This window comes from Serratia proteamaculans (assembly GCF_946227095.1).
GTDB classification, from domain to species: Bacteria; Pseudomonadota; Gammaproteobacteria; order Enterobacterales; family Enterobacteriaceae; genus Serratia; species Serratia proteamaculans_E.
In genome coordinates this window covers 106,992-130,447 of sequence record NZ_CAMISV010000008.1, presented here as the reverse complement: position 1 = coordinate 130,447, position 23,456 = coordinate 106,992, and the positions used below count along the sequence as shown (strand labels likewise).

The window sequence follows — 23,456 nt, the reverse complement described above, 5'->3', positions numbered from 1 at the left end:
ACGCCTCCGTTATTGGCGAGCGGCGGCGATAGCCACCAACTGATAACCACCGTCGACGGGCAGGAAGCTGAAATCAACCGCCGTTCCCGCAGGCAATGCGGTGAGCGATGGCGATGAAGGGAGTTGGAAACTCATGGTCATGGGCGGCCAGTTGAGCGCCGGAATGGCCTGGTGCGCGATGGACACCTTTCGCTCATCCCAGGCTTTGATCACGCCCTGGCTATGGATTTCGACGTCAGGTTTTACGGCAGAATGTTGCATCGCCATATCGGCGGCGCTGGCGGCAGAGGAGAAAAACAGGGTGATCAATACAACGGCAAATAAATTACGCATAACGGGTACTCCATTAAATAGTTAACAAACGCGGATGGCCGTCAGGGACGGCAAAGCGGTTGTCAGAGCTATTCACGGAACCGGCAGAAAACTATCTCTGTCGGCGGGCCTGTTATCGGGGGTGTTTGCCAGGTATTAACCGGGATAGAAAGTGACGGGGAAGGCGCAATAACGGCCCATTCGCTGCTGATCGGCAAGGCGGCTAACGTCAGGTTGGCGTGGTCTTGTTGGGCTGACTCCGGTACACAGTGTTTCTCACACAGTGGCCCCTGGGTTTGCATCTGTTCCGACGACGGCAGGCTGTTTTGCATATGCATCATATGCTGGGCCATCGGCGCTTCGCCGCTGAACTGCAGGTTACAATTATGGCTGGCCAGCGCCAGTTGGCTATTCAACAGCAGCCAGCAGACGACCAATAACCATGCGCCAGCCCGCTTTTTAGCAAAGCGCAGACGGTGCATGGATAAAGAGATGGACGCCAAAGCCGACATCAGGTCATTCCAGAGCGGGAGATGGCGGAAGTATATCGACCAAGTGCTTGCGCAGGAATGGAATTTACACCCGCTGACAAAGCGGCATTCACCGGCGAAGTGGAAATTAAAATTCTTTGATATCAATCAACCGGTGGCGTCTCAACCAAAGAAAAAGCCCAGCTTTTGCTGGGCTTGATACGGAGATATTCACCGACCGGGGATTATTTGGTTAACGCGATGATACCCAACGTCAGACCGGCAACCGCCGCCGCACCACCGGCAATGGCGCCTGCGGTTTCCCAGTTATCCTGAGTAGTGCCTTTCATACAGGTGTTGGTGTGCACCAGACGCCCCTGATCGTCATAGACCGGGACACAAGGTGATTCAGTCGCGCACCCAGCCAGAAATACCGACAGCAGCCCAACCGCAATTAACTTTTTCATACTTTTGCCTCAATGTTCGATCACTCTGAAATACTACGCCGAGTGATATTCGCGCTATTGAGCCATTGTATGCGCAAAAGGCTGAACGAAGCGTTAATGATCCGTCAGAAGATGTAATTTGGGATAACTCCGAACGGCCCCCGGTAAGGTCTGCAGGCAGTAAAAAGCCCGCGAAAACGCGGGCTTGATCGACAACCTTGAGGCCGGAATTACTTCTGCAGTTTACGCATGACCAACGTGGCGTTGGTGCCGCCGAAGCCGAAGCTGTTGGACATTACGGTAGTCAGCTCACGTTGAGTCGGCTGAGTCACGATGTTCATGCCTGCGGCTTTCTCATCCAGGTTTTCGATGTTGATGCTCGGCGCAATAAAGCCGTGCTCAACCATCAACAGGCTGTAGATCGCTTCCTGCACGCCAGCGGCGCCCAGTGAGTGACCGGTCATGGCCTTGGTGGAGGAGATTGCCGGGGTGTTGTCGCCAAACACTTCACGGATAGCGCCCAGTTCTTTCACATCGCCAACCGGCGTGGAAGTCCCGTGCACGTTCATGTAGTCGATTGGGGTATCAACGCCCTGCATTGCCATCTTCATGCAACGCACTGCGCCTTCGCCTGATGGTGCAACCATGTCTGCACCGTCAGAGGTCGCACCGTAGCCGATGATCTCGGCATAGATGTGTGCGCCACGCGCCAGAGCGTGTTCCAGCTCTTCGACGACCACCATACCGCCGCCGCCGGCGATGACGAAACCGTCACGCGCTGCGTCATAGGTACGGGAAGCTTTTTCCGGGGTGTCGTTGTAGCTGGTGGACAGTGCGCCCATCGCATCGAACTCACAGGCCATTTCCCAGCACAGTTCTTCACCGCCACCGGCAAAGACCACGTCCTGCTTGCCCAGTTGGATCAGTTCAACCGCGTGGCCAATGCAGTGTGCAGAGGTTGCGCAGGCAGAGCTGATGGAATAGTTAACGCCACGAATTTTGAACGGGGTTGCCAGGCAGGCGGAAACGCCTGAAGCCATAGCCTTGGTCACCATGTACGGGCCAACGCCGCGCAGGCCTTTGGCACGCATGCCGTCGGATCCAGCAACCTGATTGCGTGGAGAGCCGCCACCTGAGCCAACAACCAGACCGGTGCGATCGTTGGAAACCTGATCGGCAGCCAGACCTGAGTCTTTGATGGCTTCTTCCATGGAAAGATAGGCATAAACGGACGCATCGCTCATAAAGCGCATAACTTTACGGTCGATCAGACCGGTGGTGTCCAGTTTAACATCGCCCCATACGTGACTACGCATGCCGGAATCTTTCAGCTCCTGGGAGAAAGTGATCCCAGAACGTCCTTCCTGCAGGCTCGCCAGGACCTCCTGCTGGTTGTTACCAATGCTGGAGACGATTCCCAGGCCAGTAATCACTGCACGTTTCATTCAATACCTCTTCCACAATTTTACATTCGGGATTTTGCATCGCACTTTAGCGTACAGATGTACGCCGAACAAGTCCGATCAGCGTTTTTCAGCTTTATTCTTATCCAGTTTGCGCCATAGCGCCAGCGCCGTTAGAATCCCGTCACCCCTTGAGTTACGAGCAACTAACCGTGAGCCACGCCCCGATCCAAACCGCAGCGTTATCCTGGAATGAACAGGGTACACCTGTTTCGAAACAGTTTGATGACGTCTACTTTTCTAATCAGGATGGGCTGGAAGAAACCCGCTACGTGTTTCTCAAGGGCAACCGACTGCCGCTACGTTTTGCCGAACACCCTCGCCCGCTGTTTATCGTCGCGGAAACCGGCTTCGGCACCGGACTTAATTTTTTAACCCTGTGGCAGGCCTTTGCCGCCTTTCGTGCGACCACGCCGAGCGCCACGCTGCAGCGACTGCACTTTATCAGCTTTGAAAAATACCCGCTGCTGCAGGCCGATCTGGCGGCGGCACATGCGCGTTGGCCGGAGCTGGCCCCCTATGCCGATGAATTACGCGCCCAATGGCCGTTACCGCTACCGGGCTGCCACCGCCTGCTGCTGGCGGAAGGCCGCATTACGCTGGACCTGTGGTTTGGCGATGTGAACGAATTGCTGCCACACTTTGACGCCAGTATGAACCGCCAAATCGACGCCTGGTTCCTCGACGGGTTCGCCCCGTCAAAAAATCCGGATATGTGGACCGAACAGCTGTTCGCCGCCATGGCACGCTTTGCCCGGCCAGGAGGCAGCCTTGCCACCTTTACCGCCGCCGGTTTCGTACGCCGTGGGCTTCAGCAGGCCGGATTTGAGGTCATCAAGAGCAAAGGTTTCGGCCAGAAACGTGAAATGCTGATTGGCGAACTGCCTGCCGATGCGCCCGCGATCGCCCATCCCACCCCCTGGCTGTTGCGCCCGGCGGCGGAGCATACCGATGATATCGCCATCATCGGCGGCGGTGTTGCCAGCGCCTTGACCGCCCTCGCCCTGTTGCGACGGGGTGCGAAGGTCACGCTGTACTGTGCCGATTCGCAACCGGCCGAAGGAGCATCCGGCAACCGTCAGGGCGCGCTCTACCCGTTGTTGAACGGCCGGGGTGATGCACTGGAAAACTTCTTCAGCGCCGCCTTCCTGTTTGCCCGCCGTCAGTACGATGCGCTGGTACAACAGGGCGTGGCGTTCGATCACCAGTGGTGCGGCGTCAGTCAGTTAGCTTTTGATGAGAAGAGCGCCGGGAAGATTGCCAACATGCTGGCGGTTGAATGGCCGCAGGAACTGGCCATGGCGGCCGATCGCACCACGCTCAGCGCCCTGTGCGGCATTGACAGCGGCTTTGGCGGCATTCACTACCCTCAGGGCGGTTGGCTGTGCCCGGCCGAGCTGACGCGCAGTGCAATTGCCCTGGCGCAAGGTCAGGGGCTGAGCTGTCAGTATCAATCTGATGTCCGCGCTCTGACCGCCACCGACAGCGGCTGGCAGCTTAGCTTTCGCCAGGGTGAGCCCCGACAGCATGCGACGGTGATCTTGGCTAACGGCCATCAGCTTGGCGAACTGGCGCAAAGCGAAGCGTTGCCGGTTTATGCGGTGCGCGGTCAAGTCTCCCACATCCCCACCACCCCGCAGCTGAGTGAGTTAAAGCAGGTGCTGTGTTACGACGGCTACCTGACGCCGGTCAATCCTCATAACCAGCAGCACTGTATTGGCGCCAGCTACCAGCGCGGCGAAACCGCCACCGAATACCGCGAAGAAGAACAGCAGGATAACCGAGCCCGCCTGCTGCGTTGCCTGCCGGATCAGAGCTGGCCGCTGCAGGTGGACGTCAGCGGTCACCACGCCCGCTGCGGCGTGCGTAGCGCTACCCGCGATCATCTGCCGATGATTGGCGCAGTGCCGGACTACCAGGCGACGCTGACCCAGTATCAGGATCTGCAGCGCCAACATCAGCGCGGTGAGGCTATTGCCAATGCACCAACCTATCCAAATCTGTTTGTGATTGGCGCGTTAGGTTCACGTGGTTTGTGCTCGGCACCGCTGGCGGCGGAAATTTTAGCGGCACAGCTGTTCGGCGAGCCCTTGCCGGGTGACGCCCAGATGATGGCGGCGTTGAATCCGAACCGGATATGGGTAAGAAAATTACTGAAGGGGCGTGCGGTTTAGGTTTAATCAGCATTTTACAGGACGCTGTTGCCAGCGTCCTGTAAAGCGGATCAGGCAGTCGGCAACGCGGTTTGGTACAGGGTTTCCCACATGCCATACACCAGAACCTGGTCCGGTGGCGACAGTTCACCGGCGGCGATGGCTTTATCCAGGCTATTTTCCACCTGTGCCTTCAACGCTTCAGCGGTGTGATCGCCCTGTTCTTCCACTTCGGCAACCGCCAGCGTCAGATGACCGCGCAGGTAGCCACCGGCAAACAGTTCATCATCGCTGGCGTGCTCTACCATGTCATCAATCAGCGCCAAAATGCGCGCTTCGAATTCTGCGATCATCAAATTTCCTCATTAAATAACAAACTGACGGTCAATTGAGATCTTCCGGATAGGGGAAAAGCTCGGCCGTCAGCGGTGGCGTATTGTAAAACGATTGTAACGCCTGAATAAAGCGCGCAGGTCTTGTGGGTATTCCCTGTTCCAGCAGCAACAGCACCCGTTCACGCACTTTACGCTGGAAGGCAATGCGATCCGGCTCGCAATCGCCGTTCAGGTTGTCGCAACTGACGTTGAACGGAAAACCGGCCGCCACGCAGAACATCCACTCCAACGACTGCGGCTTGATTTCTACCGCTTCGAATTCGCTTTGCGTCTGTGCATCGCGCCCGTCCGGGCAGTACCAGTAACCGAAGTCGACCAGTTTGCGGCGCTGCTCACCGGCAATGCACCAGTGAGAGATTTCATGCATGCCGCTGGCGTAATAGCCATGGGCAAAGACGATGCGGTGGTATGGCAACTCGTCGTCGGCCGGCAGATAGATGGGCTCATCGTCGCCCTTGACCAGCCGGGTATTGTAATCATCACTGAAGCACTGATTAAAGATATCAATCAGCTGTTCGTATTGATGGGTAGCCTGTGTGTCTGACATAAACAAATCCAATAACCACAAAAATAAAGAGGTAATTATTTCACTTTACCGCTCTCTTGGCATGCTAAATATGCAATGCCAGCCACTGCTGAATTTCCGTACCGTGATTGTCGTATATCAGCTTGCAGCTCATCACCAGCGAAACGATGACGATCATCGGGCGGATCAACTTCTGCCCACGGGTCATCACCATATGCGCCCCGAGACGGGCACCCAGCACCTGCCCTACCAGCATCACCAAACCGATACTCCACACCACTTTGCCGCCGATGATAAACAACACCAGGCTGCCAAAGTTGGAAGTGAAGTTCAGCACCTTGGCGTGGGCGGTGGACTTGGCCAGGTTAAAGCCACACAGCGTCACATAGGCCAGTGCGTAGAAGGAACCGGCACCGGGGCCAAAGAAGCCATCGTAAAAACCTACGCAGCCCCCGGCCACCAGGCCGAACGGCAAGGCGCTCAAACGACGCTGCCGGTCATTTTCCCCCAAGCGCGGAGTCAGCAGAAAGTACAGGCCGATGCCGATCACCAGTAACGGCAGCATTTGCCGCAGCAGATCGGCGCGCATGTGCTGCACCAGGATGGTCCCGGCGACGGAGCCGATCAGCGCCAACAGGATCGTCAGTTTCTGATCTTTGAGATCGACGGCTCGCCGGCGGATAAAGTACAGGCTGGCGGAGAAGGAACCGCCCACCGATTGCAGCTTGTTGGTCGCCAGCGCCTGCGCCGGGGGAACGCCCACCGCCAACAGCGCCGGGACGGTCAACAGGCCACCACCACCGGCAATCGAGTCGATAAACCCCGCCAGCAATGCCACCACAAACAAGACCCCGAGCATCTCGGGGCCAACGACGAACCAATCCATTTATTATTCCGCAGCGAAATGGTTATTCAGCAAAGCCTGACAGGTTGGCGGTAAAGGCGGCGGCACCGGTTTGCCCGGTTTGGCGCTTGGCTGATGCGGAACGAACCAGCTTGCCAGTTCGGCACCACAGCCGTCACCCGGTGGCGGGGTATCCTGTTCTTTACACTCCAGGCTACCGGCAGGACAACGCAGACGCACATGCATGTGCGCACGATGCCCAAACCACGGCCGTACCTTGTGCAACCAGTCACGATCGGCACCGGCATCCAGGCACAGACGCTGCTTGATCGCCGGATTGACGAAGATACGCGTCACTTCCTGATCCTGCGCCGCCGCTTTGATCAAAGTTTCAATCTGCGGCTGCCACTGGCGTGCGACCACCTGCTTGCCGTCGCTGGAAACCAAATCGATCGGCTGCGGCTTCAACAGTTGTTGCGCACTCCAGCGTTGGCGTGGCAACTGCAGCCAAATGTCTACATCAAGCCCGGACTGATGGCTGGCATGACCGCTGCTAAAGCGCCCGCCGGCCGGCATCGCCATATCGCCGATCAGCACCGTACCGAGGTTTTTTTGGTTCGCCTTGCTGCTCAGACGCTGAATAAACGCCAGCAAATCCGGGTGACCGAAATAGCGGCGTTGATCGGGACGCATCACCTGATAATCCGGCGAGTTCAGCGGCAGCGGCTGGGCGCCGATCACGCAACCATTGGCAAAACCGCCCACCGCCTGCGGCGCACCGGCCACCGGGTGATCGATTTTTTGCCACGGTGTCAACGCCATGGCAGAGCCCGAAGCCATCAGGGCAACGATGCCCAACATCCAGTTTTTCATGGTGATTACCAGCGTGGAACGTTAGAAACCACATCACCGTTCTGCGCACGTTGGCGCAACAGGTGATCCATCAGCACAATCGCCATCATCGCTTCGGCGATCGGTACCGCACGGATGCCTACACAAGGATCGTGGCGGCCACGGGTGACCATTTCCACCGCTTCGCCCTGGCGATTGATGGTTCTGCCCGGCACCATAATGCTGGAAGTCGGTTTCAGCGCCAGATGCGCAATCACCTCCTGGCCGCTGCTGATGCCGCCGAGAATGCCGCCAGCATGGTTGCTCTGGAAACCTTCCGGGGTGATTTCATCACGGTTTTCGCTGCCGCGCTTGGTCACAACGCTAAAGCCGTCGCCGATTTCCACGCCTTTAACCGCATTGATGCTCATCAGCGCATGCGCCAAATCCGCGTCGAGGCGGTCAAACACCGGTTCACCGAGGCCAACCGGCACGTTTTCTGCCACTACGCTGACTTTGGCACCAATGGAGTCGCCCTCTTTCTTCAGCGCACGCATCAGTTCGTCCAAGGCTTCCAGCTTGTCTGGATCCGGACAGAAGAACGGGTTTTGTTCGACCTGCTCCCAGTCTTTCAGCTCACAGACCACATCACCGATTTGCGCCAGATAGCCGCGCACCTGCACACCGAATTTCTGCTGCAGGTATTTCTTGGCAATTGCCCCTGCCGCAACGCGCATTGCAGTTTCGCGCGCCGAAGAACGGCCACCGCCACGGTAGTCGCGCACGCCGTATTTTTGTTCGTAGGTATAATCGGCATGTCCCGGACGGAACACGTCTTTGATAGCACCGTAGTCCTGCGAACGCTGGTCGGTGTTTTCGATCATCAACCCAATACTGGTGCCGGTGGTCACGCCTTCAAACACGCCGGAAAGAATGCGCACCTGATCCGGCTCGCGGCGTTGAGTGGTATAACGCGAGGTGCCCGGACGGCGGCGGTCCAGATCGTGCTGCAAATCAGCTTCGGTAAGCGGAATGCCCGGTGGCACGCCGTCTACGATACATCCCAGCGCCACACCGTGAGATTCACCAAAAGTGGTGACGCGGAAAATCTGCCCAATACTGTTTCCTGCCATCGCGGATCCTTACCCTTAATTATTATCTTTGTTGGGCCCGCCAAAGCCGGCCCGAAGAATGCTTAGCTGCGGTAGAGGCTGAAATGATCCTTGCAATCTACCAGTTGCTGTTTGGTCAGCATGAACACCCCGTCACCGCCGTTTTCAAACTCCAGCCAGTTGAACGGAATATCCGGATACTGTTCCATCAGATGTACCATGCTGTTACCCACTTCACAAATCAGCACGCCGTCGTCGCTCAGGTAATCCGGCGCACAGGCCAGAATGCGACGCACCAGCTTCAGGCCGTCGCTGCCCGCCGCCAGGCCCAGCTCAGGTTCAAAGCGGAATTCCTGCGGCAGATCGGACATGTCTTCTGCATCGACATACGGTGGGTTGGTGACGATCAAATCGTACTGGATCGCGGGAACGTCGCGGAACAGATCGGAACGGATAGGAGTCACCTGCTGTTCAACACCCAGCGCCTGAATATTGCGCTCGGTCACCGCCAGCACGTCGGCGGAGATGTCTACCGCGTCCACTTCCGCTTCCGGGAAAGCGTAGCCGCAGGCAATGGCGATACAGCCGCTGCCGGTACACATGTCGAGAATGTGGCTCGGCGGATGAGGGATCAGCGCGCTAAAGCGATCGTTGATCAGTTCGCCAATCGGGGAACGCGGAACCAGCACGCGCTCATCGACATAAAACTCCAGGTCGCAGAACCAGGCTTTGTTAGTCAGGTAGGCTACCGGAATGCGCTCGTTGACGCGGCGGATCACGCGTTCAACGATGCGGTGGCGCTCGCTGGAGGTCAAACGTGCGGTGTGCATGTCCTCTGGAATATCCAGCGGCAGGAACAGGCTTGGCAGCACCAATTGCACCGCTTCGTCCCACGGATTATCGGTTCCGTGACCATAGTAGATATCGGCGGCGTTGAAACGGCTTACTGTCCAACGCAGCATATCTTGAATGGTGTGCAGTTCATTCACTGCTTCCTCGACGAAAATTTTGTCCAATTTGCCCTCCGGCAGGCACTGTGATTCATGATTTAGCCGCATAGTTTGCCATGAAGCCCGCGACAAATCACGCTAACCCCTTGCGCTTTTCATTTTGGCGCGAATTTTGCGTCGACAGATACCCGCGACACGGTAAACTACCGCGATAAATGATTTCCGGTGAATAAAAAATGAAGAACAAGCACCCTCTGAGCAAAGATGAATTGCAGCTCTTCAGAGAGTCGGTAGTAGACGCAAAGAAGCTGCGTCAGGACACCATTGTCCACCGTAAACCGAAGCCAAAAACCAAACAAATTGCCCCGCAGCGCCTGCTGCAGGAACAGGTCGACGCCAGTTATTATTTCTCGGATGAATACCAACCACAGTTGGAAGAGGAAGGGCCGACGCGCTATGTGCGCCCCGGTTACAGCGCCTTTGAGCTGAAAAAACTGCGTCGCGGCGACTATTCGCCAGAACTGTTTCTCGATTTGCACGGCCTGACCCAAATGCAGGCCAAGCAGGAACTGGGCGCATTGATCGCCGCTTGTCGACGCGAACACGTGCACTGCGCCTGTGTGATGCACGGCCACGGCAAGCACATCCTTAAACAGCAAACCCCACTGTGGCTGGCGCAGCACCCCGACGTACTGGTGTTCCATCAGGCGCCCAAAGAATGGGGCGGCACGGCGGCGATCCTGCTGCTGGTCGAACTGGCCGAGTAAACTGCAGAAATGACAAAGGGCGATGTTAAACATCGCCCTTTTGTTTGGAACCGACCTGCGGCCCCTACACTTTAGCCATCACCTGTGATGGACTGACCTGCCATTCAAATTTACCGCAGCTGCCGTCAGCCGCCAGATCGACATTGGCGATCGCCGAGGTGGCAAACATCGGCGGGCATTCACCCGGGCAAAGTTCTGCCACCAGATAACCCACCAGCGGTAAGTGGGAGACAATCAGCACCGAGGTGATCCCCTGCTGCGCCAGCACCTGCAGATAACTGCCCACCAGGCTGGCATCCCCGCCCGGCGTCAGCTCAGGCAGCACTTCTTCGCTTGCCGGCAAGCTTAAGGCTTCGCGCACCGTGGCCAGCGTCTGCTCGGCCCGCAGATAGGGGCTGACCAGCACTCGTTCAATATCCACAGACTTGGTATTTAACCAGGCCGCCATCTGACGTGACTCATCACGGCCACAAACAGTAAGAGGTCTTACCAAATCGCTGGCCGCATCAAGTGCCGCCTCTCCGTGACGCATAATCAAAACTTGCATATTGCACCGCTGTTGTTGACAAAATAACGCTATACAGAAACGCCGAGCGTGCTGTATCGCCGAGTTTTACAACCCCAAAGCAAAAGCTTTGAAACGATAACGCGCCGTCTCTTTATGGCGGCCGGGCATTTTGCCTGAAAGTTCACGTAAAGAAAACGCTGTTTTTTACATCAATGGCGTCTTGATACCTATTAGGCGCTCACTTAACAACCAATTCAACAGGTTAAATTTTAACCTTTTCATCATGAATTTTATTGATGGCGGCCAGGGTTTCACCGCCATCGGGTTACGTTACCTCGTCCCTATCTCCCTGTATAGGGTCCGGGATTACTGGTGTTGCAAGGAGTGATAACGATCACAATGCATCCTTGATCCTACTCTAGTACAAATCACGTCACCGTGCCGCTCACGCCCCCTGCGGGTAGAAACGTTCCCCCTGCTGAGCCATGCGCTGCAGGCGTTCACAGGGCGCAAAATATTCCCCGTGCTGCCGCTGCAGGTGCTCCAGCGTTTTAACCACCTTCTCGGCGCCCAACTGGTCCATATAACGGAATGGCCCGCCAAGGAACGGTGGGAAGCCAATGCCGAACACCGCGCCGATGTCACCGTCGCGTGCACTGCGGATCACACCTTCGTCCAGACAGCGCGCCGCTTCGTTCAGCATCATCATCACGCATCGCTGCGCGATAACCGCCGGCTGCAAATGCGACTTCGGTGTAATGCCCAACAGAATATACAGCGAGGTATCGGCACGTTTGTTCCGCTGGCGCTGCTGGCCTTCGCTCGGATACAGATAGAAGCCACGGCCGTTTTTGCGCCCTTTTCGCCCGTCTTTCAGCACCGCATCGAAAGCCGCCGGGGCGGCAAAGCGCGGCCCCAACTGTTCCACCAGCACCGGGATAATCTTGGTACCGACGTCAATGCCCACTTCATCGAGCAGGGTTATCGGCCCCACCGGGAAGCCGAAATCAACCAGCGCCTTGTCCAGCGCTTCGATAGGCTCGCCTTCCAACAGGCAGCGCGCCGCTTCATTTATATAAGGAGCCAAAATGCGGTTAACGTAGAAACCGGCGCGATCGGCCACCACAATCGCCGTCTTGCCCTGCTTGTGCGCCAACGCCACGGTGGTGGCTATGGTTTCTTCACTGGTCGTGGCATGCGGGATCACCTCAACCAACGGCATTTTATCTACCGGGCTGAAATAATGCAGGCCGATCACCTGCTCCGGCCGCTGCGCCCTGGCGGCGATCTGGCCAATCGGCAGCGATGAGGTATTGGAGGCAAAAATGGTGTGCGGCGCAGCGTGCTGTTCGATCTCAGCCACCATCTGCTGCTTCAGGGACAAGTCTTCAAACACCGCCTCAATCACCACATCCACCTGTTCAAAGCCGGTGTAATCGGTCGAGCCGGAGATCAGCATCATCTGCTTTTGCCGCTCCATCGGGCGCATGCGTTTGCTGCGAACCCGCTTGCTGAGCACATCCCAGCTGTATTTCAACGCGTGGTTAATGCCCGTTTCGTTAACGTCTTTAATTCGTACCGGCAGGCCGCCGCGCGTGGCGGTGACGCACGCGATACCCCCGCCCATCAGGCCGCCACCTAAAATACCGATGCGGTGCAATTCATGAGGTTGTGCATTGCCACCGCGCTCTTTCTTCAGCGTGGTGGAGGCAAAGAACAGGCTGCGTAACGCCGCCGACTGCGGTGTCATGGCCAGTTCGCCAAAGGCGCGAGCCTCGGCTTCATAACCGCTGGCGCTGCCGTGATCCAGGCCGGTGCGCACCACCTGAATAATGCGTTCTGCTGCTGGGTAGTTACCGTGGGTTTTTTCCAGCGTTTTCTTGCGCACAATGCTGAACAGCAGGCTTTTCCCCAATGGGCCGTTGAGCAGACGCTCCTGCCATGGCAATTCACGCCGACTCTGCCAGCCCTGTTTGACTCGCTCAATGGCGGCCTGCAACAAAATCGACTGCGGCACCGCATCGTCCACCAGTCCCATACGCAATGCCTGACGCGCCCGAATATGTTTGCCGGTGAGGATCATATCCAGCGCCTTGCTGGCGCCGATCAACCGTGGCAAACGCTGGGTGCCGCCGGAACCCGGCAGCAAACCCAACTGAACTTCCGGCAGGCCGAGGGCGGTTTTATCATCCAGCGAACAGACGCGACCGTGGCAGGCCAAAGCCAACTCCAGCCCGCCGCCAAGACAAGCACCGTGAATTGCCGCCACCACCGGAACCTGGAACGCGGCAATCTGTGCCAGCGTGCTCTGCCCTTTTTTCGCCAGCGCCTCGGCTTCTTTGGCGGTGCTACAGGCGGCAATCATGGTGATGTCCGCACCGGCAATAAATGAGTCCGGCTTGCCGGAAATGATCACCAGCCCTTCCAATGCCGGGTGTTGCTGCGCGCGGATCAGTACGTCGTTGACCTGTTCGACAAACTCGGCCTTCAGCGTATTCACCTTCTCACCCGGAACATCAATGGTAATCACGCCAATGTTGTCCGGACGTATCGTCAGCTGAAAGGCTGAGGGTTTGGCTCGCTGTTCGTGCAATGCATTTTCAAAGCTCATTATTCCACCTCTACGATCATTGCGGCCCCTAACCCCCCGGCGGCACAGGCGGTAGTCAATCCCAGTCCGCCGCCACGGCGTTTCAGCTCGTGCAGCGTTTGGGTGATCATGCGCGCGCCGGTAGCGGCAAATGGGTGGCCGTAGGCAATCGAGCCGCCCAATACGTTGAATTTATCCATGTCTACCACGCCAATCGCCCGGCTGCGACCCAATTTTTGCTGGGCGAACTCGTCGCTGGCAAACATCTTCAGGTTGGCCAGGGTTTGCGCAGCAAAGGCTTCGTGCATGTCGATCAGTGTCAGGTCGTCCAGACCGATACCGGCGCGATCCAAGGCCAGCGGCGTGGCGTAAGACGGCCCGAGCAGCATGTCTTCCCACACGTCGATGGCGGAGAAGGCAAAGCTGCGCAGGTAGCCCAGCGGCTGCAGCCCCAATTCTTTCGCCCGTGATTCACTCATCATCAGCACCGCCGCCGCGCCGTCGGTCAGCGGCGTGCTGTTGGCCGCGGTAACGCTGCCATGCTTGCGGTCAAATGCCGGTTTCAGCTTCGCGTAGGAGGCCAGGCTGGAGTCTTTGCGGACGTTATTGTCTTCGGTGATTTGCGTGCGGTATGGCGGCACGTAGGCGGTCATCACCTCATCGTGCAATAGCCCCAGCTCCCAGGCTTTGGCCGCCAACTGATGAGAACGGTGCGCCAGCGCATCCTGCTCTTCCCGGGTGATGCCGTGGCTTTTCGCCATTTGCTCGGCAGTATCACCCATACGCAGACCGGTAGAGTATTCCGCCACCGCCGGGGGGACCGGCATCAGGTCACGGAACTTCAGTCGGCTGAACAGCTTGAGGCGTTGTGACAGGGTACGAGCCTTGTTGACGTCCACCAATGTACGCGCCAGCGCTTTGCTGACGCCAATAGGCAGTACGGAGGAAGAGTCAGCGCCACCGGCAATGCCGATACTGATGCTGCCGGCCATGATGCTTTCCGCCACGTTGGCAATCGCCTGGAAGCTGGTGGCGCAGGCACGCGACACGCTGTAGGCATCGGTATGCACACTCATGCCGGTACCGAGCACAATTTCACGCGCGATATTCGGTGCTTCAGGCATTTGCACCACCTGACCAAACACCAACTGTTCGATCAACGCAGGATCGATACCGCTGCGGGCCAACAATTCACTCACCGCCGTTTTACCCAAATCCACCGCCGGAATACCGTGATAAGCGGTCGCCTGTTTGGCAAAGGGAGTGCGCAGTCCATTTACAATCGCAATACGGTCACCGTGACGGGTCACCAACGGCAGTGCCTTACTCATAAACGCTCCTGAAGAGAATAACGTCAGCGCAACGGCTAAAAAGAGGTCTGACCTGATGGGGTCATTGTTAACCAAATGTTTATATTTGGCAAACCGGCAGAAGTGAAAACTGAGAGCAGGAGCAACTTTCTTAGGGGGGATAATGGGATAGTCAGCGGTGCGGGTGAACCCCGCACCGTTTTAAAGCAGTAATTAACGCAGGCCGAGCTGGAAAATAAAGGTTTCTGCCTGGCAGGCAAAGGTGAAATCAGCCACCAGTTCCACACCACCGTCAACCGGTTTAATGCTACTGCTGATGTCGCAAGGATCAGATTCCACACTACGGGCTTTTTCAGTCAACACCGCCAGCATTTTCTCTGCATCTTGCTGATTGGCAAACACCTGGCTGTAGGAGGCGGTGCAATCGGTATTGTCCATGACGGTACCGACATCAACACAGCAACAAGCGGCAGTTTCCTGGGCGCTACATTTATTAAGTGCATTTGACATGATTAATTCTCCTCAGGGATCGCCATGACGCGGATCCGAATTGCCATTTAGCTACTGGCGCAAAGACACAAGATTCTGCACTCATTTTACTCTGCGACGAAACCGATCACTAGCACTTACTTTTTATAGGTGTTTTAAGTGATGGAAATCACAAATAAAAATCGTTGTCTGCTAAGGAATGGTAAGAATTTTGTTATCTATCGCTGGTTTTTTGTTAGCCAGATCTCTCTTTTGATATCAATTTGGAAATATTTCAAAAACAATGTTGCAACATTCTCACAGGTCGGACCTATAATTCAGCCACTGGTCTGATTTGTCTGAATGAGATCGGACCCTACAATCGCGCGCTTCCTTGTTACTTTATGTAACATGTTTAAATAATAAACACATAAAATGAGGTTTTGGTCATGAGCCAGAAAAACCTATTGACTAAATCAGCTCTCGCAGCTGCAGTGGCAATTATTTCTTCAAACGTGTCTGCCGCCGGATTCCAGCTGAACGAGTTCTCAGCAGCTGGTTTAGGACGTTCGTATTCTGGCGAAGGCGCCATGGCAGACACTGCGGCTTCCGCCAGCCGTAACCCGGCCCTGTTGATGATGTACACTCGCCCAGAGTTGTCTTTCGGCGCGGTGTTTATCGATCCGGACGTGGACATCACCGGCAAGTCACCTTCTGGTGCCAGCCTGGACTCTAAAAATATCGCCCCTACCGCCTGGGTGCCGAACCTGCACTATGTGCAGCCGATCAATGACCAATTTGCCGTGGGTGCCTCTGTCACCAGTAACTACGGCCTGGCTACCGAATTCAACGATGGCTATACCGCTGGTGCTTACGGCGGTAAAACTGACCTGACCACCGTAAACCTCAATCTGAGCGGTGCTTATCGTCTGAACCAAAACTTCAGCTTCGGTCTGGGTTTTGATGCGGTTTATGCTAAAGCCAAACTCGAGCGTTATGCGGGTGAAAGTGGTGCAGCCCTCGGAATGCCGGCTGATACTCAAATCTCTCACCTGAAGGGCGATGAATGGGGCTTTGGCTGGAACGCTGGCCTGCTGTATGAAGTCGACGAAAACAACCGCTATGGCTTAACTTACCGTTCAGAAGTGAAAGTCGACTTCGACGGCGACTACAAAAGCAGCATTCCATCCCGCTTTAACCCGCTGCAGGGAAGAACCGGTCTGCCATGGGGGACCGATGGCAATACCATTCCTGGCTCTCTGACTCTGAACCTGCCGGAAATGTGGGAAATCTCTGGCTACAACAAGGTTGCGCCGCAGTGGGCTGTCCACTACAGCCTGGCTTACACCAGTTGGAGTCAGTTCCAGGAGCTGAAAGCTACCGGCAACAACGGCCAGACGCTGTTCGAGAAGCATGAAGGCTTCAAAGATGCTTACCGCATCGCGCTGGGTACCAGCTACTTCTACGATGACAACTGGACCTTCCGTACCGGTATCGCCTTCGATGACAGCCCGGTACCAGCTCAAAACCGTTCTATTTCTATCCCGGATCAGGACCGTTTCTGGGTTAGCGCCGGTACCAGCTACGCGTTCAACAAAGACGCCTCGGTTGATGTCGGTATCTCCTACATGCACGGTCAGAAAGTCACCATCAAAGAAGGCCCATACACCTTCGAATCGGTGGGCAAGGCCTGGCTGTACGGTGCCAACTTCAACTACCGCTTCTAATCCTTTCGACAATGAAGCCAAAGCGCCCCGCGGGGCGCTTTTTTATTGCCGACGCATTCACAAGGCAAAAAAAAACCTGCCGGATGGCAGGTTCTTTATCTTCGCTAACCGAGGTTATTGCGAGTCGATCTCGTCCAGATCGCCCTGGATCGCCTGGGCGTTCGGGTTGATCTCCGGCTTCAGTGAGCCGCCGTTCGCCAGGAAGTCGTTGCGCTGGAAGTAGGCTTCACGCACCATCAGGTACGGATCGGAAGAGTTGTGCAGCAAGCCGTCGGAATCCAACAGTTCGGCGCGGGTTTCAATCCCCTCAACCACCCATTTGCCCGCCGACATCCAGAAGGTCAGGTAGCTCAGCACCGGATAAACGGTATCTGCCCAGTCACCACCCTCTTCACGCAGAGTGAAGCTGCCATAGCCCGGCAACATCACATAAGGGCCATAACCGACACCGTAGTGCCCCAGAGTGCTACCGAAACGGTTCGGCTCTTCACGCGCCAGTTTCGGGTTAGCCATACCAGCCACGTCGATCAGACCGCCCATCCCCAGAAGGGTATTGAGGAAGAAACGGTTGAAGTGGATCATCCCCTTGTACGGATCACCCTTCAGGAAGGAGTTGACCATGCTGGCCGGTTCTTCCAGGTTGGAAGTGAAGTTGCTGATACCATTACGTGCCGGCATCGGCAGATAGTTGCGCCAGGCCACGGCCACCGGGCGCAGTACGTACGGATCCAGGACGTTATAGTTAAAGTTGAACATCGTCCGGTTAAATCCTTCCAGAGGATCGGATCGCCCTTGTGGTTCATCTTGTGGCGCGCTGGCACAGCCCACCAATAACACCGTTGTGAAAGCCAGCCCAGTCAGGCGAAAATTCATATTCTTCTCCATGAAAACACGTTCGGTCTTTTATTCAGGGGACCTGTTTGTTTATCTGAACGTCAATTTGCTCTTTACCGCTGAAATTCTGCAGCGCACTCTCACCGAACCAGTCACCCGCCTGTGGCGTAGCCAGACCGTCCTGAGAAATCCGCACCCGTACCTTAACCTGATGCTGGGCCGAAAGCAGGCGTTCAGGCATCATGGCATTGCTGTCATCCAAAGAGAATGATAGCGGGAAACGGCTTAAAGGCAGTTGTTTTACCGCCACCGGCACCGGATTAGTGCCATCGGTCACCGAGATTACCAGCGTCCCTTGTGGCGGCAAAGCGTTAGTCGCTTGCGGCGATAACGTCACGTTAACGCCAAGTTTAACAGTTTCTCCGCCTGCCTGTGTTTTTGCTTGTTCAATGCTGCGCTTTAACACTTCGGCGCGCTGATCGTTAGCCGGCAGCAGTTTCAACATCACCTGCCAGGCACCGATGGCCTGCTTGAAATCGCCCTGTTCGAAGGAGTTAAATGCCAATAAGCTTAGCACCCGCAGGTTGGTATGATCTTCGGCGATCATCTTGCGCAGCATCTGCGTGGCCTGCTTGTTATCCTCTGGATCGTTGGAGCGCGTCAAGACTTCCGCGTAGCCGAGGCGAACTTCCAGACTATTCGGATCCAGTTGATAAGCATGAGCGAATGCCTGAGTCGCGGTAGTGGCGTTATTCAGCGCCATACCGACCCGGCCCAGCATCATCCAGTCGTTGATATTACGATCGTCTTGTTGGAGTGAGGTACGCAGCCCCAGGCCGAGACGGGCAATCTCTTCCATACTCAGCGGCTGAGCGCGTTCATTGGCAACCCGCGCACGCAGATCCGGCATTTGAGCTTCCACCTGCTGCCAGTCCAGCACCTGCGCCAGCCCACCGGTTTTCAGATAAAAACCCAGGGTGACCACCACCAATAACGCGACGCCGGGTACCAGCGCCCAACGGTTGATCGGTTTCGCCAGCGCTTCCTGTTGACCGGGAATATCATTCAACAGGTTTTGCTGCAGTTCCTTCACCAGTTCCGGACGCTCGGCAACCACACCCTGCTCTTCGTCCTGTTCCAGTTCGTGCAGACGGTCCTGATAAAATGCTTTGTTCAACGCATCGCGGCTAGCGGCGGTGCTTTTGTCGCTTTGGCGCATCGCCGGCACCACCAGCAACGCCGCAGCGCCAACCAGCAATACAATAATAATCAGCCAAAAAGCCATTAGGGTTTCTTCCTGTCAGTCTCTTTCAGCAGCGCCGCCAGACGCTGTTGCTCCTGCTCGGAGAATTCATCGTTAGCGTTAGCAGTACTGCTGCGGCGACGGCGGGTACGCAGTATCACCACCGCACCGCCGATTAGCACAAACAGCAACGGGCCAACCCACAGGATCAGCGTCGCCGGGGTCACCGGCGGCTCATAGGTGACGAAATTGCCGTAGCGCGCCACCATGTAATCGATGATCTGCGGCTTGCTCTGCCCCTGCATCATCAGCTCGTATACCTTGGTGCGCATGTCCGCCGCGATGATAGCGTTAGAGTCGGCAATGCTGTTGTTCTGGCATTTCGGGCAGCGCAGTTGCTCGGTCAGTTCACGGTATTGCTGTTCCTGCTCCACCGATTTGAACTGATAGGTATCAATAGCCGCAGCGGCGCTCCAGCTCAGCAGCGCGGCAAACAGCAGGGCAATCAGCCTCATGCCTCACCCCCGTACTTTTTGTACAGCGGCAAGACTTCCTGCTGCCAGACGCGTTCGTTCATATCCCCGGCGTGGCGATAGCGAATAATGCCCTGCCCGTCGATCAGGAAGGTTTCCGGCGCGCCGTACACGCCCAGATCCAGCCCGAGCATGCCGTCGCCGTCATACAGGCTGAGCGCATAAGGGTTGCCCAGCGAATTCAGCCAGGTCACCGCCTTGCCGCGATCGTCTTTATAGTTCAGTCCCACCACGCGAATACCGCGCGCGGCCAGCGTATTGAGGTATTGATGTTCGGCGCGACAAGTTGGGCACCAGGTGGCCCAGACATTCAGCAACATCGGCTTGCCATTGCGCAGCACCGCCTGATCGTAAGTCTTGCCGGGTTGATCGAGCGACTCCAGTTTGAAGGCCGGTACCGGTTTGCCGATCAGCGCTGACTCCAGCATAGTCGGATCTTCGCCACCGGCATTGCGCGTCAGTTGCACCATAAACGCCGCCACCAGTAGCAGGAACAGGATTAACGGGATAAACAGCAGTTTACGGTTCATGCCTGCTCCTCCAGCTTGCCTTCACGCTTGAGTTTTTTGCTCATCCGATAGCGCGGGTCGAGAATACACAGGATGCCGCCAATCGCCATAAACACGCCACCGAACCAGATCCAGCGTACGAAGGGTTTATAGTACAACCGCACGGCCCAGGAGCCGTCGTCCAGTTCTTCACCCAGTGCAGCGTAAAGATCACGGCTGAAGCCGCCGTCGATAGCCGCTTCGGTCATCATGCTGCGCGCCACGCTGTAGTAGCGTTTTTCCGCGTGCAGCGTCGCTTCCGGCTTGCCGTTGCGCGTGACGTCGATAATACCGACACCGCCGGTGTAGTTTGGCCCGCGAATATCGTGTACATCGCGGAACACGAAGTGATAGTTATGGATATCCACGCTATCGCCGGCCTTCATGCGCACATCACGTTCCACACTGTAGTTCTGGCTGAAAGCAATACCGATCACCGTCACCGCTACGCCAAGGTGACCCAGCACCATGCCCCAGTGACTGCGGGAAAGGTGGCTCAAACCACGCCAGAAACCGTGACGGTGGGTGGCACGCTCGTGCAACTCCATCAGCGTCAGGATAATCACCCAGACCGCCATGATCAGCCCCACCACCGTCATGCCGGCGATGCTGTCTTGTAACAGCCACGGCAGCAGGATCGACAGCACCAGCGTAATCACCAGCGCCACACTCAGGCGACGCCACAGTTTGGTTGGTTCATCACGACGCCAGCGCACCAACGGGCCGATGCCCATCAGCAACGCCATCGGCGCCATCAGCCAGGTAAACATGGTATTGAAGAAGGGTTCGCCGATAGAAATACTGCCCAGGCCGAGCTGTTTATGCACCAGCGGCAGCAGCGTGCCCAGCAGCACCACCAGCATCGCGGCAATCAACAGCACGTTGTTACCCAGCAGGAAGGTTTCACGCGAGAAAGTCTCATGCTGCACCCGGCTGCGCACCTGCCCACCCTTGACCGCATACAACAGCAAAGAACCGCCGATCACAATCACCAGATAGGCAAGGATAAACATACCACGCGCCGGATCGGAGGCAAAGGAGTGCACCGACACCAGCACGCCGGAGCGCACCAGGAAGGTCCCCAACAGGCACAGCGAGAAGGCGGTAATCGCCAGCAGCACCGTCCAGGCCTTGAAGGTCCCGCGCTTTTCGGTCACTGCCAGCGAGTGCATCAGGGCGGTACCGGCCAACCACGGCATAAATGAAGCGTTCTCTACCGGATCCCAGAACCACCAACCGCCCCAGCCCAGTTCGTAATAGGCCCAGGCCGAACCCAGCACGATGCCCATGGTGAGGAACACCCAGGCCGCCGTGGTCCAGGGACGTGACCAGCGTGCCCAGGCGGTATCGAGCCGGCCGGCCATCAGTGAGGCAATCGCAAAGGCGAAGGCCACCGAGAAACCAACGTAGCCCATATACAGCAACGGCGGATGGAAAATCAGGCCGATATCCTGCAGCAGAGGGTTGAGGTCACTGCCGTCGATCGGGAAATTAGGCAAGGTGCGGGTGAACGGGTTGGAGGTCATGATAATGAACAGCAGGAAGCCTGCGGTAATCATGCCCATCACCGACAGCACGCGTGCCACCGCGTCCTGCGGCATCGAGCGGCTGCACAACGCCACCGCCAGCGACCAGCAGCTCAGCAGCAGCACCCACAGCAGCAGCGACCCTTCATGGGCGCCCCAGGTGGCGGCGATGCGGTAATACACCGGCAGTTGCGTATTGGAGTTGGCGGCCACATAGGCCACGGTAAAATCATTGGTGACAAAGGCATACACCAGGCAAATGAACGCCAGCGCAATAGCACCGAACATGCCGTAGGTCAGTGGACGCGCCACCGCCATCATACGGCGATCCTGACGCGCAGCGCCCCACTGCGGGTAAATACTCAGCAGCAGCGATATCGCCAGCGCCAGGCACAGCAGAAAACTTCCCGTTTCCGGCATCATGATTTGGCACCCTCATTCTGCGGGGTAGCGTAAGCCGAAGCCGGCCCCTTATGGTTTTCTTTCATCGCGTCGGCCACTTCCGGCGGCGTGTATTTTTCATCGTGTTTCGCCAGCACTTCACGCGCGTTCACCACGTTGCCTTCACCCAGCACGCCCTGCGCCACCACGCCCTGCCCTTCACGGAACAGATCCGGCAGAATGCCGGTGTAGGTGACGTCGATCGCACCGCGCGCATCATAGACCTTGAAGCTGACCTGCAGCGTTTTCTGATCGCGTTTCACCGAGCCGGGCATCACCATGCCGCCGATTCGCAGGCGTTGGCCCGCTTCCGGCTTCTCATGATTTTCGCCCTTGCCCTGCAGAATTTCGCTCGGGGTATAAAACAGATCGATATTGGAACGCAGCGCATACAGCATCAGGGTCGCGGTAAGCGCAACGCCGATCAGCACTACGATCGCCAGATACAGGCGACTTTTACGACGTGGATTCACAATGATTTCTCCCGCGGGTTGGCGGATTTTTGTTTCGACTGCTGCGACTGACGAATGCGTCGCTCGCGCGCCTGACGGCGGCCGATCTCATCGAGCAATTGCCGACGCTGCCAGAAAGTATGAGCCACCAGGCCCAACAACGAGAGCAGCGTGACGGCTACCGACAGCCAGACGTAGAAGGCATAGCCCCCCATGGCGAAAAACGCCTGCCAGGAAGTAAATGCGGCATTCATGGTTGGCGCTCCTTATTGACCAGCCCGGCGACCCACGGGCGCTGACTTTCCTGAGACAAAATCAAATTGCGCAGGCGCATCAAAGTGAGGGTAATAAAGAACAGCAGGTAGCCGAGGATCGCCCAGCGCAGCGGGGTGCGCATGCTTGGCGCGATACTCTGTTGCATATTGGTCGAGCCCTGGTGCAGCGTATTCCACCATTCGACCGAGAAATGAATAATCGGGATGTTCACCACCCCCACCAGTACCAGAATACCGGCGGCGCGGCCCGCCAGGCGGCGGTCTTCAAAGGCGTTATACAGCGCAATAATGCCGATATAAAGGAACAGCAACACCAGTTCAGAGGTCAGGCGTGCGTCCCACACCCACCAGGTGCCCCACATCGGCTTGCCCCAGGCGGAACCGGTGACCAGAGCAATAAAGGTAAATACTGCACCGACCGGCGCCATCGCCGCCACCACCGTATCGGACATTTTCATCTGCCACACCAGACCGATGAACGCCGCTACCGCCATCGAACCGTAGACCCCCATCGACCACATGGCGGCCGGGACATGGATATACATGATGCGGAAGCTGTCACCCTGCTGATAATCCTTGGGGGCAAAGCCAAAACCCCATACCCAACCCAGCAGCAGGCAAGCCACGCCAGCCAGCCCCAACCAGGGGATAAAGCGGCCACAGACACGATACAGCCGTTCAGGCTGGGCAAATTGATGTAACCATTTCCACATTGTCGTCATTGCTCACGGT

At 56.8% G+C, this 23,456-nt stretch carries 25 protein-coding genes; 3 read left to right on the top strand and 22 right to left on the bottom strand.

What is annotated here, in order from left to right; genetic code table 11:
• Positions 1-9 precede the first annotated feature (9 nt).
• From OC597_RS17080 to fabB, 4 genes are all read right to left on the bottom strand, one after another.
• Positions 10-333 (bottom strand): copper-binding protein, encoded by a 324-nt coding sequence (locus OC597_RS17080; RefSeq protein WP_261258316.1) that lies wholly within the window; start codon positions 331-333, stop codon positions 10-12.
• A gap of 68 nt (positions 334-401) precedes the next feature.
• The gene (locus OC597_RS17075) at positions 402-824 is read right to left on the bottom strand and encodes a hypothetical protein (protein ID WP_099065663.1); all 423 of its coding nucleotides are present in this window, start codon (positions 822-824) and stop codon (positions 402-404) included.
• A 203-nt stretch (positions 825-1,027) separates the two neighbouring features.
• Positions 1,028-1,249 carry a putative periplasmic lipoprotein gene (locus tag OC597_RS17070; protein WP_004947462.1) on the bottom strand — a complete coding sequence of 74 codons (222 nt, stop codon included), beginning with the start codon at positions 1,247-1,249 and terminating at the stop codon, positions 1,028-1,030.
• Positions 1,250-1,458: 209 nt separating this feature from the next.
• Complete coding sequence (gene fabB, locus OC597_RS17065; protein ID WP_012146081.1) at positions 1,459-2,673, bottom strand: beta-ketoacyl-ACP synthase I; 1,215 nt, start codon at positions 2,671-2,673, stop codon at positions 1,459-1,461.
• Positions 2,674-2,843: 170 nt separating this feature from the next.
• Here fabB and mnmC point away from each other — a divergent pair, with 170 nt between their 5' ends.
• Positions 2,844-4,865 carry a bifunctional tRNA (5-methylaminomethyl-2-thiouridine)(34)-methyltransferase MnmC2/FAD-dependent 5-carboxymethylaminomethyl-2-thiouridine(34) oxidoreductase MnmC1 gene (gene mnmC, locus OC597_RS17060; RefSeq protein WP_262209709.1) on the top strand — a complete coding sequence of 674 codons (2,022 nt, stop codon included), beginning with the start codon at positions 2,844-2,846 and terminating at the stop codon, positions 4,863-4,865.
• Positions 4,866-4,915: 50 nt separating this feature from the next.
• Here the strand turns inward: mnmC and OC597_RS17055 are convergent, their stop codons facing one another.
• The 6 genes from OC597_RS17055 to prmB all read right to left on the bottom strand — a co-directional run bounded on the left by OC597_RS17055 (position 4,916) and on the right by prmB (position 9,568).
• Positions 4,916-5,197 (bottom strand): YfcL family protein, encoded by a 282-nt coding sequence (locus OC597_RS17055; RefSeq protein ID WP_085117875.1) that lies wholly within the window; start codon positions 5,195-5,197, stop codon positions 4,916-4,918.
• 31 nt (positions 5,198-5,228) lie between these two features.
• Positions 5,229-5,786, bottom strand: a complete 558-nt coding sequence (locus OC597_RS17050) for an elongation factor P hydroxylase (protein ID WP_135317403.1) — start codon at positions 5,784-5,786, stop codon at positions 5,229-5,231.
• Positions 5,787-5,850: 64 nt separating this feature from the next.
• Complete coding sequence (locus OC597_RS17045) at positions 5,851-6,651, bottom strand: sulfite exporter TauE/SafE family protein (protein ID WP_261258323.1); 801 nt, start codon at positions 6,649-6,651, stop codon at positions 5,851-5,853.
• 3 nt (positions 6,652-6,654) lie between these two features.
• Positions 6,655-7,482 carry a penicillin-insensitive murein endopeptidase gene (gene mepA / locus OC597_RS17040; RefSeq protein ID WP_262209706.1) on the bottom strand — a complete coding sequence of 276 codons (828 nt, stop codon included), beginning with the start codon at positions 7,480-7,482 and terminating at the stop codon, positions 6,655-6,657.
• A 5-nt stretch (positions 7,483-7,487) separates the two neighbouring features.
• Positions 7,488-8,573: a chorismate synthase gene (gene aroC / locus OC597_RS17035; protein WP_262209705.1), complete on the bottom strand. Its 1,086-nt coding sequence runs from the start codon at positions 8,571-8,573 to the stop codon at positions 7,488-7,490.
• Between the two features lie 62 nt (positions 8,574-8,635).
• On the bottom strand, positions 8,636-9,568 hold the full coding sequence (prmB, locus tag OC597_RS17030; RefSeq protein ID WP_037423765.1) for a 50S ribosomal protein L3 N(5)-glutamine methyltransferase: 933 nt from the start codon (positions 9,566-9,568) through the stop codon (positions 8,636-8,638).
• 170 nt (positions 9,569-9,738) lie between these two features.
• On the opposite strand from prmB, the gene smrB reads away from it, so the two are divergent.
• Positions 9,739-10,269 carry an endonuclease SmrB gene (smrB, locus tag OC597_RS17025; protein ID WP_099065657.1) on the top strand — a complete coding sequence of 177 codons (531 nt, stop codon included), beginning with the start codon at positions 9,739-9,741 and terminating at the stop codon, positions 10,267-10,269.
• 64 nt (positions 10,270-10,333) lie between these two features.
• Here the strand turns inward: smrB and sixA are convergent, their stop codons facing one another.
• The 4 genes from sixA to OC597_RS17005 form a co-directional block, all read right to left on the bottom strand.
• A complete protein-coding gene (sixA, locus tag OC597_RS17020; RefSeq protein WP_262209701.1) occupies positions 10,334-10,816 on the bottom strand; it encodes a phosphohistidine phosphatase SixA in 483 nt (160 codons plus the stop codon).
• A 406-nt stretch (positions 10,817-11,222) separates the two neighbouring features.
• The gene (gene fadJ / locus OC597_RS17015; protein WP_262209699.1) at positions 11,223-13,388 is read right to left on the bottom strand and encodes a fatty acid oxidation complex subunit alpha FadJ; all 2,166 of its coding nucleotides are present in this window, start codon (positions 13,386-13,388) and stop codon (positions 11,223-11,225) included.
• The gene (gene fadI, locus OC597_RS17010; protein ID WP_262209698.1) at positions 13,388-14,698 is read right to left on the bottom strand and encodes an acetyl-CoA C-acyltransferase FadI; all 1,311 of its coding nucleotides are present in this window, start codon (positions 14,696-14,698) and stop codon (positions 13,388-13,390) included. Before fadI ends, fadJ begins: the two co-directional genes overlap by 1 nt.
• 192 nt (positions 14,699-14,890) lie before the next feature.
• On the bottom strand, positions 14,891-15,187 hold the full coding sequence (locus tag OC597_RS17005) for a YfcZ/YiiS family protein (protein WP_099065653.1): 297 nt from the start codon (positions 15,185-15,187) through the stop codon (positions 14,891-14,893).
• A gap of 407 nt (positions 15,188-15,594) precedes the next feature.
• Here OC597_RS17005 and fadL point away from each other — a divergent pair, with 407 nt between their 5' ends.
• On the top strand, positions 15,595-16,872 hold the full coding sequence (gene fadL / locus OC597_RS17000; protein ID WP_261258334.1) for a long-chain fatty acid transporter FadL: 1,278 nt from the start codon (positions 15,595-15,597) through the stop codon (positions 16,870-16,872).
• A 114-nt stretch (positions 16,873-16,986) separates the two neighbouring features.
• Here the strand turns inward: fadL and mlaA are convergent, their stop codons facing one another.
• The 8 genes from mlaA to OC597_RS16960 are packed head-to-tail and all read right to left on the bottom strand — an operon-like array spanning position 16,987 to position 23,437.
• A complete protein-coding gene (gene mlaA, locus OC597_RS16995; protein WP_261258335.1) occupies positions 16,987-17,745 on the bottom strand; it encodes a phospholipid-binding lipoprotein MlaA in 759 nt (252 codons plus the stop codon).
• Positions 17,746-17,779: 34 nt separating this feature from the next.
• A complete protein-coding gene (gene ccmI, locus OC597_RS16990) occupies positions 17,780-18,991 on the bottom strand; it encodes a c-type cytochrome biogenesis protein CcmI (protein ID WP_261425375.1) in 1,212 nt (403 codons plus the stop codon).
• On the bottom strand, positions 18,991-19,464 hold the full coding sequence (locus OC597_RS16985) for a cytochrome c-type biogenesis protein (protein WP_261425373.1): 474 nt from the start codon (positions 19,462-19,464) through the stop codon (positions 18,991-18,993). The genes ccmI and OC597_RS16985 overlap by 1 nt, the downstream gene beginning before the upstream one ends.
• Positions 19,461-20,012, bottom strand: coding sequence for a DsbE family thiol:disulfide interchange protein (locus OC597_RS16980; protein ID WP_020827921.1), 552 nt, complete (start codon positions 20,010-20,012; stop codon positions 19,461-19,463). Before OC597_RS16980 ends, OC597_RS16985 begins: the two co-directional genes overlap by 4 nt.
• Positions 20,009-21,979, bottom strand: a complete 1,971-nt coding sequence (locus OC597_RS16975) for a heme lyase CcmF/NrfE family subunit (protein WP_085117899.1) — start codon at positions 21,977-21,979, stop codon at positions 20,009-20,011. The genes OC597_RS16980 and OC597_RS16975 overlap by 4 nt, the downstream gene beginning before the upstream one ends.
• Positions 21,976-22,470 (bottom strand): cytochrome c maturation protein CcmE, encoded by a 495-nt coding sequence (gene ccmE / locus OC597_RS16970; RefSeq protein WP_262209693.1) that lies wholly within the window; start codon positions 22,468-22,470, stop codon positions 21,976-21,978. The genes OC597_RS16975 and ccmE overlap by 4 nt, the downstream gene beginning before the upstream one ends.
• Complete coding sequence (ccmD, locus tag OC597_RS16965; RefSeq protein WP_085117901.1) at positions 22,467-22,703, bottom strand: heme exporter protein CcmD; 237 nt, start codon at positions 22,701-22,703, stop codon at positions 22,467-22,469. Before ccmD ends, ccmE begins: the two co-directional genes overlap by 4 nt.
• Positions 22,700-23,437 (bottom strand): heme ABC transporter permease, encoded by a 738-nt coding sequence (locus OC597_RS16960; protein WP_261258340.1) that lies wholly within the window; start codon positions 23,435-23,437, stop codon positions 22,700-22,702. Before OC597_RS16960 ends, ccmD begins: the two co-directional genes overlap by 4 nt.
• Positions 23,438-23,456: the final 19 nt, after the last annotated feature.

What these genes read in the sequence shown, in the direction of transcription:
- OC597_RS16985 (WP_261425373.1), bottom strand. Translation starts at nt 19,464, where the DNA reads ATGAGGCTGATTGCCCTGCTGTTTGCCGCGCTGCTGAGCTGGAGCGCC.
- OC597_RS16960 (WP_261258340.1), bottom strand. Translation starts at nt 23,437, where the DNA reads ATGTGGAAATGGTTACATCAATTTGCCCAGCCTGAACGGCTGTATCGT.
- OC597_RS17075 (WP_099065663.1), bottom strand. Translation starts at nt 824, where the DNA reads ATGTCGGCTTTGGCGTCCATCTCTTTATCCATGCACCGTCTGCGCTTT.
- ccmI (WP_261425375.1), bottom strand. Translation starts at nt 18,991, where the DNA reads ATGGCTTTTTGGCTGATTATTATTGTATTGCTGGTTGGCGCTGCGGCG.
- mepA (WP_262209706.1), bottom strand. Translation starts at nt 7,482, where the DNA reads ATGAAAAACTGGATGTTGGGCATCGTTGCCCTGATGGCTTCGGGCTCT.
- OC597_RS17055 (WP_085117875.1), bottom strand. Translation starts at nt 5,197, where the DNA reads ATGATCGCAGAATTCGAAGCGCGCATTTTGGCGCTGATTGATGACATG.
- OC597_RS16980 (WP_020827921.1), bottom strand. Translation starts at nt 20,012, where the DNA reads ATGAACCGTAAACTGCTGTTTATCCCGTTAATCCTGTTCCTGCTACTG.
- sixA (WP_262209701.1), bottom strand. Translation starts at nt 10,816, where the DNA reads ATGCAAGTTTTGATTATGCGTCACGGAGAGGCGGCACTTGATGCGGCC.
- OC597_RS17050 (WP_135317403.1), bottom strand. Translation starts at nt 5,786, where the DNA reads ATGTCAGACACACAGGCTACCCATCAATACGAACAGCTGATTGATATC.
- mlaA (WP_261258335.1), bottom strand. Translation starts at nt 17,745, where the DNA reads ATGAATTTTCGCCTGACTGGGCTGGCTTTCACAACGGTGTTATTGGTG.
- fadJ (WP_262209699.1), bottom strand. Translation starts at nt 13,388, where the DNA reads ATGAGCTTTGAAAATGCATTGCACGAACAGCGAGCCAAACCCTCAGCC.
- aroC (WP_262209705.1), bottom strand. Translation starts at nt 8,573, where the DNA reads ATGGCAGGAAACAGTATTGGGCAGATTTTCCGCGTCACCACTTTTGGT.
- OC597_RS17045 (WP_261258323.1), bottom strand. Translation starts at nt 6,651, where the DNA reads ATGGATTGGTTCGTCGTTGGCCCCGAGATGCTCGGGGTCTTGTTTGTG.
- fadI (WP_262209698.1), bottom strand. Translation starts at nt 14,698, where the DNA reads ATGAGTAAGGCACTGCCGTTGGTGACCCGTCACGGTGACCGTATTGCG.
- ccmD (WP_085117901.1), bottom strand. Translation starts at nt 22,703, where the DNA reads ATGAATGCCGCATTTACTTCCTGGCAGGCGTTTTTCGCCATGGGGGGC.
- OC597_RS17005 (WP_099065653.1), bottom strand. Translation starts at nt 15,187, where the DNA reads ATGTCAAATGCACTTAATAAATGTAGCGCCCAGGAAACTGCCGCTTGT.
- OC597_RS17070 (WP_004947462.1), bottom strand. Translation starts at nt 1,249, where the DNA reads ATGAAAAAGTTAATTGCGGTTGGGCTGCTGTCGGTATTTCTGGCTGGG.
- fabB (WP_012146081.1), bottom strand. Translation starts at nt 2,673, where the DNA reads ATGAAACGTGCAGTGATTACTGGCCTGGGAATCGTCTCCAGCATTGGT.
- OC597_RS17080 (WP_261258316.1), bottom strand. Translation starts at nt 333, where the DNA reads ATGCGTAATTTATTTGCCGTTGTATTGATCACCCTGTTTTTCTCCTCT.
- OC597_RS16975 (WP_085117899.1), bottom strand. Translation starts at nt 21,979, where the DNA reads ATGATGCCGGAAACGGGAAGTTTTCTGCTGTGCCTGGCGCTGGCGATA.
- smrB (WP_099065657.1), top strand. Translation starts at nt 9,739, where the DNA reads ATGAAGAACAAGCACCCTCTGAGCAAAGATGAATTGCAGCTCTTCAGA.
- fadL (WP_261258334.1), top strand. Translation starts at nt 15,595, where the DNA reads ATGAGCCAGAAAAACCTATTGACTAAATCAGCTCTCGCAGCTGCAGTG.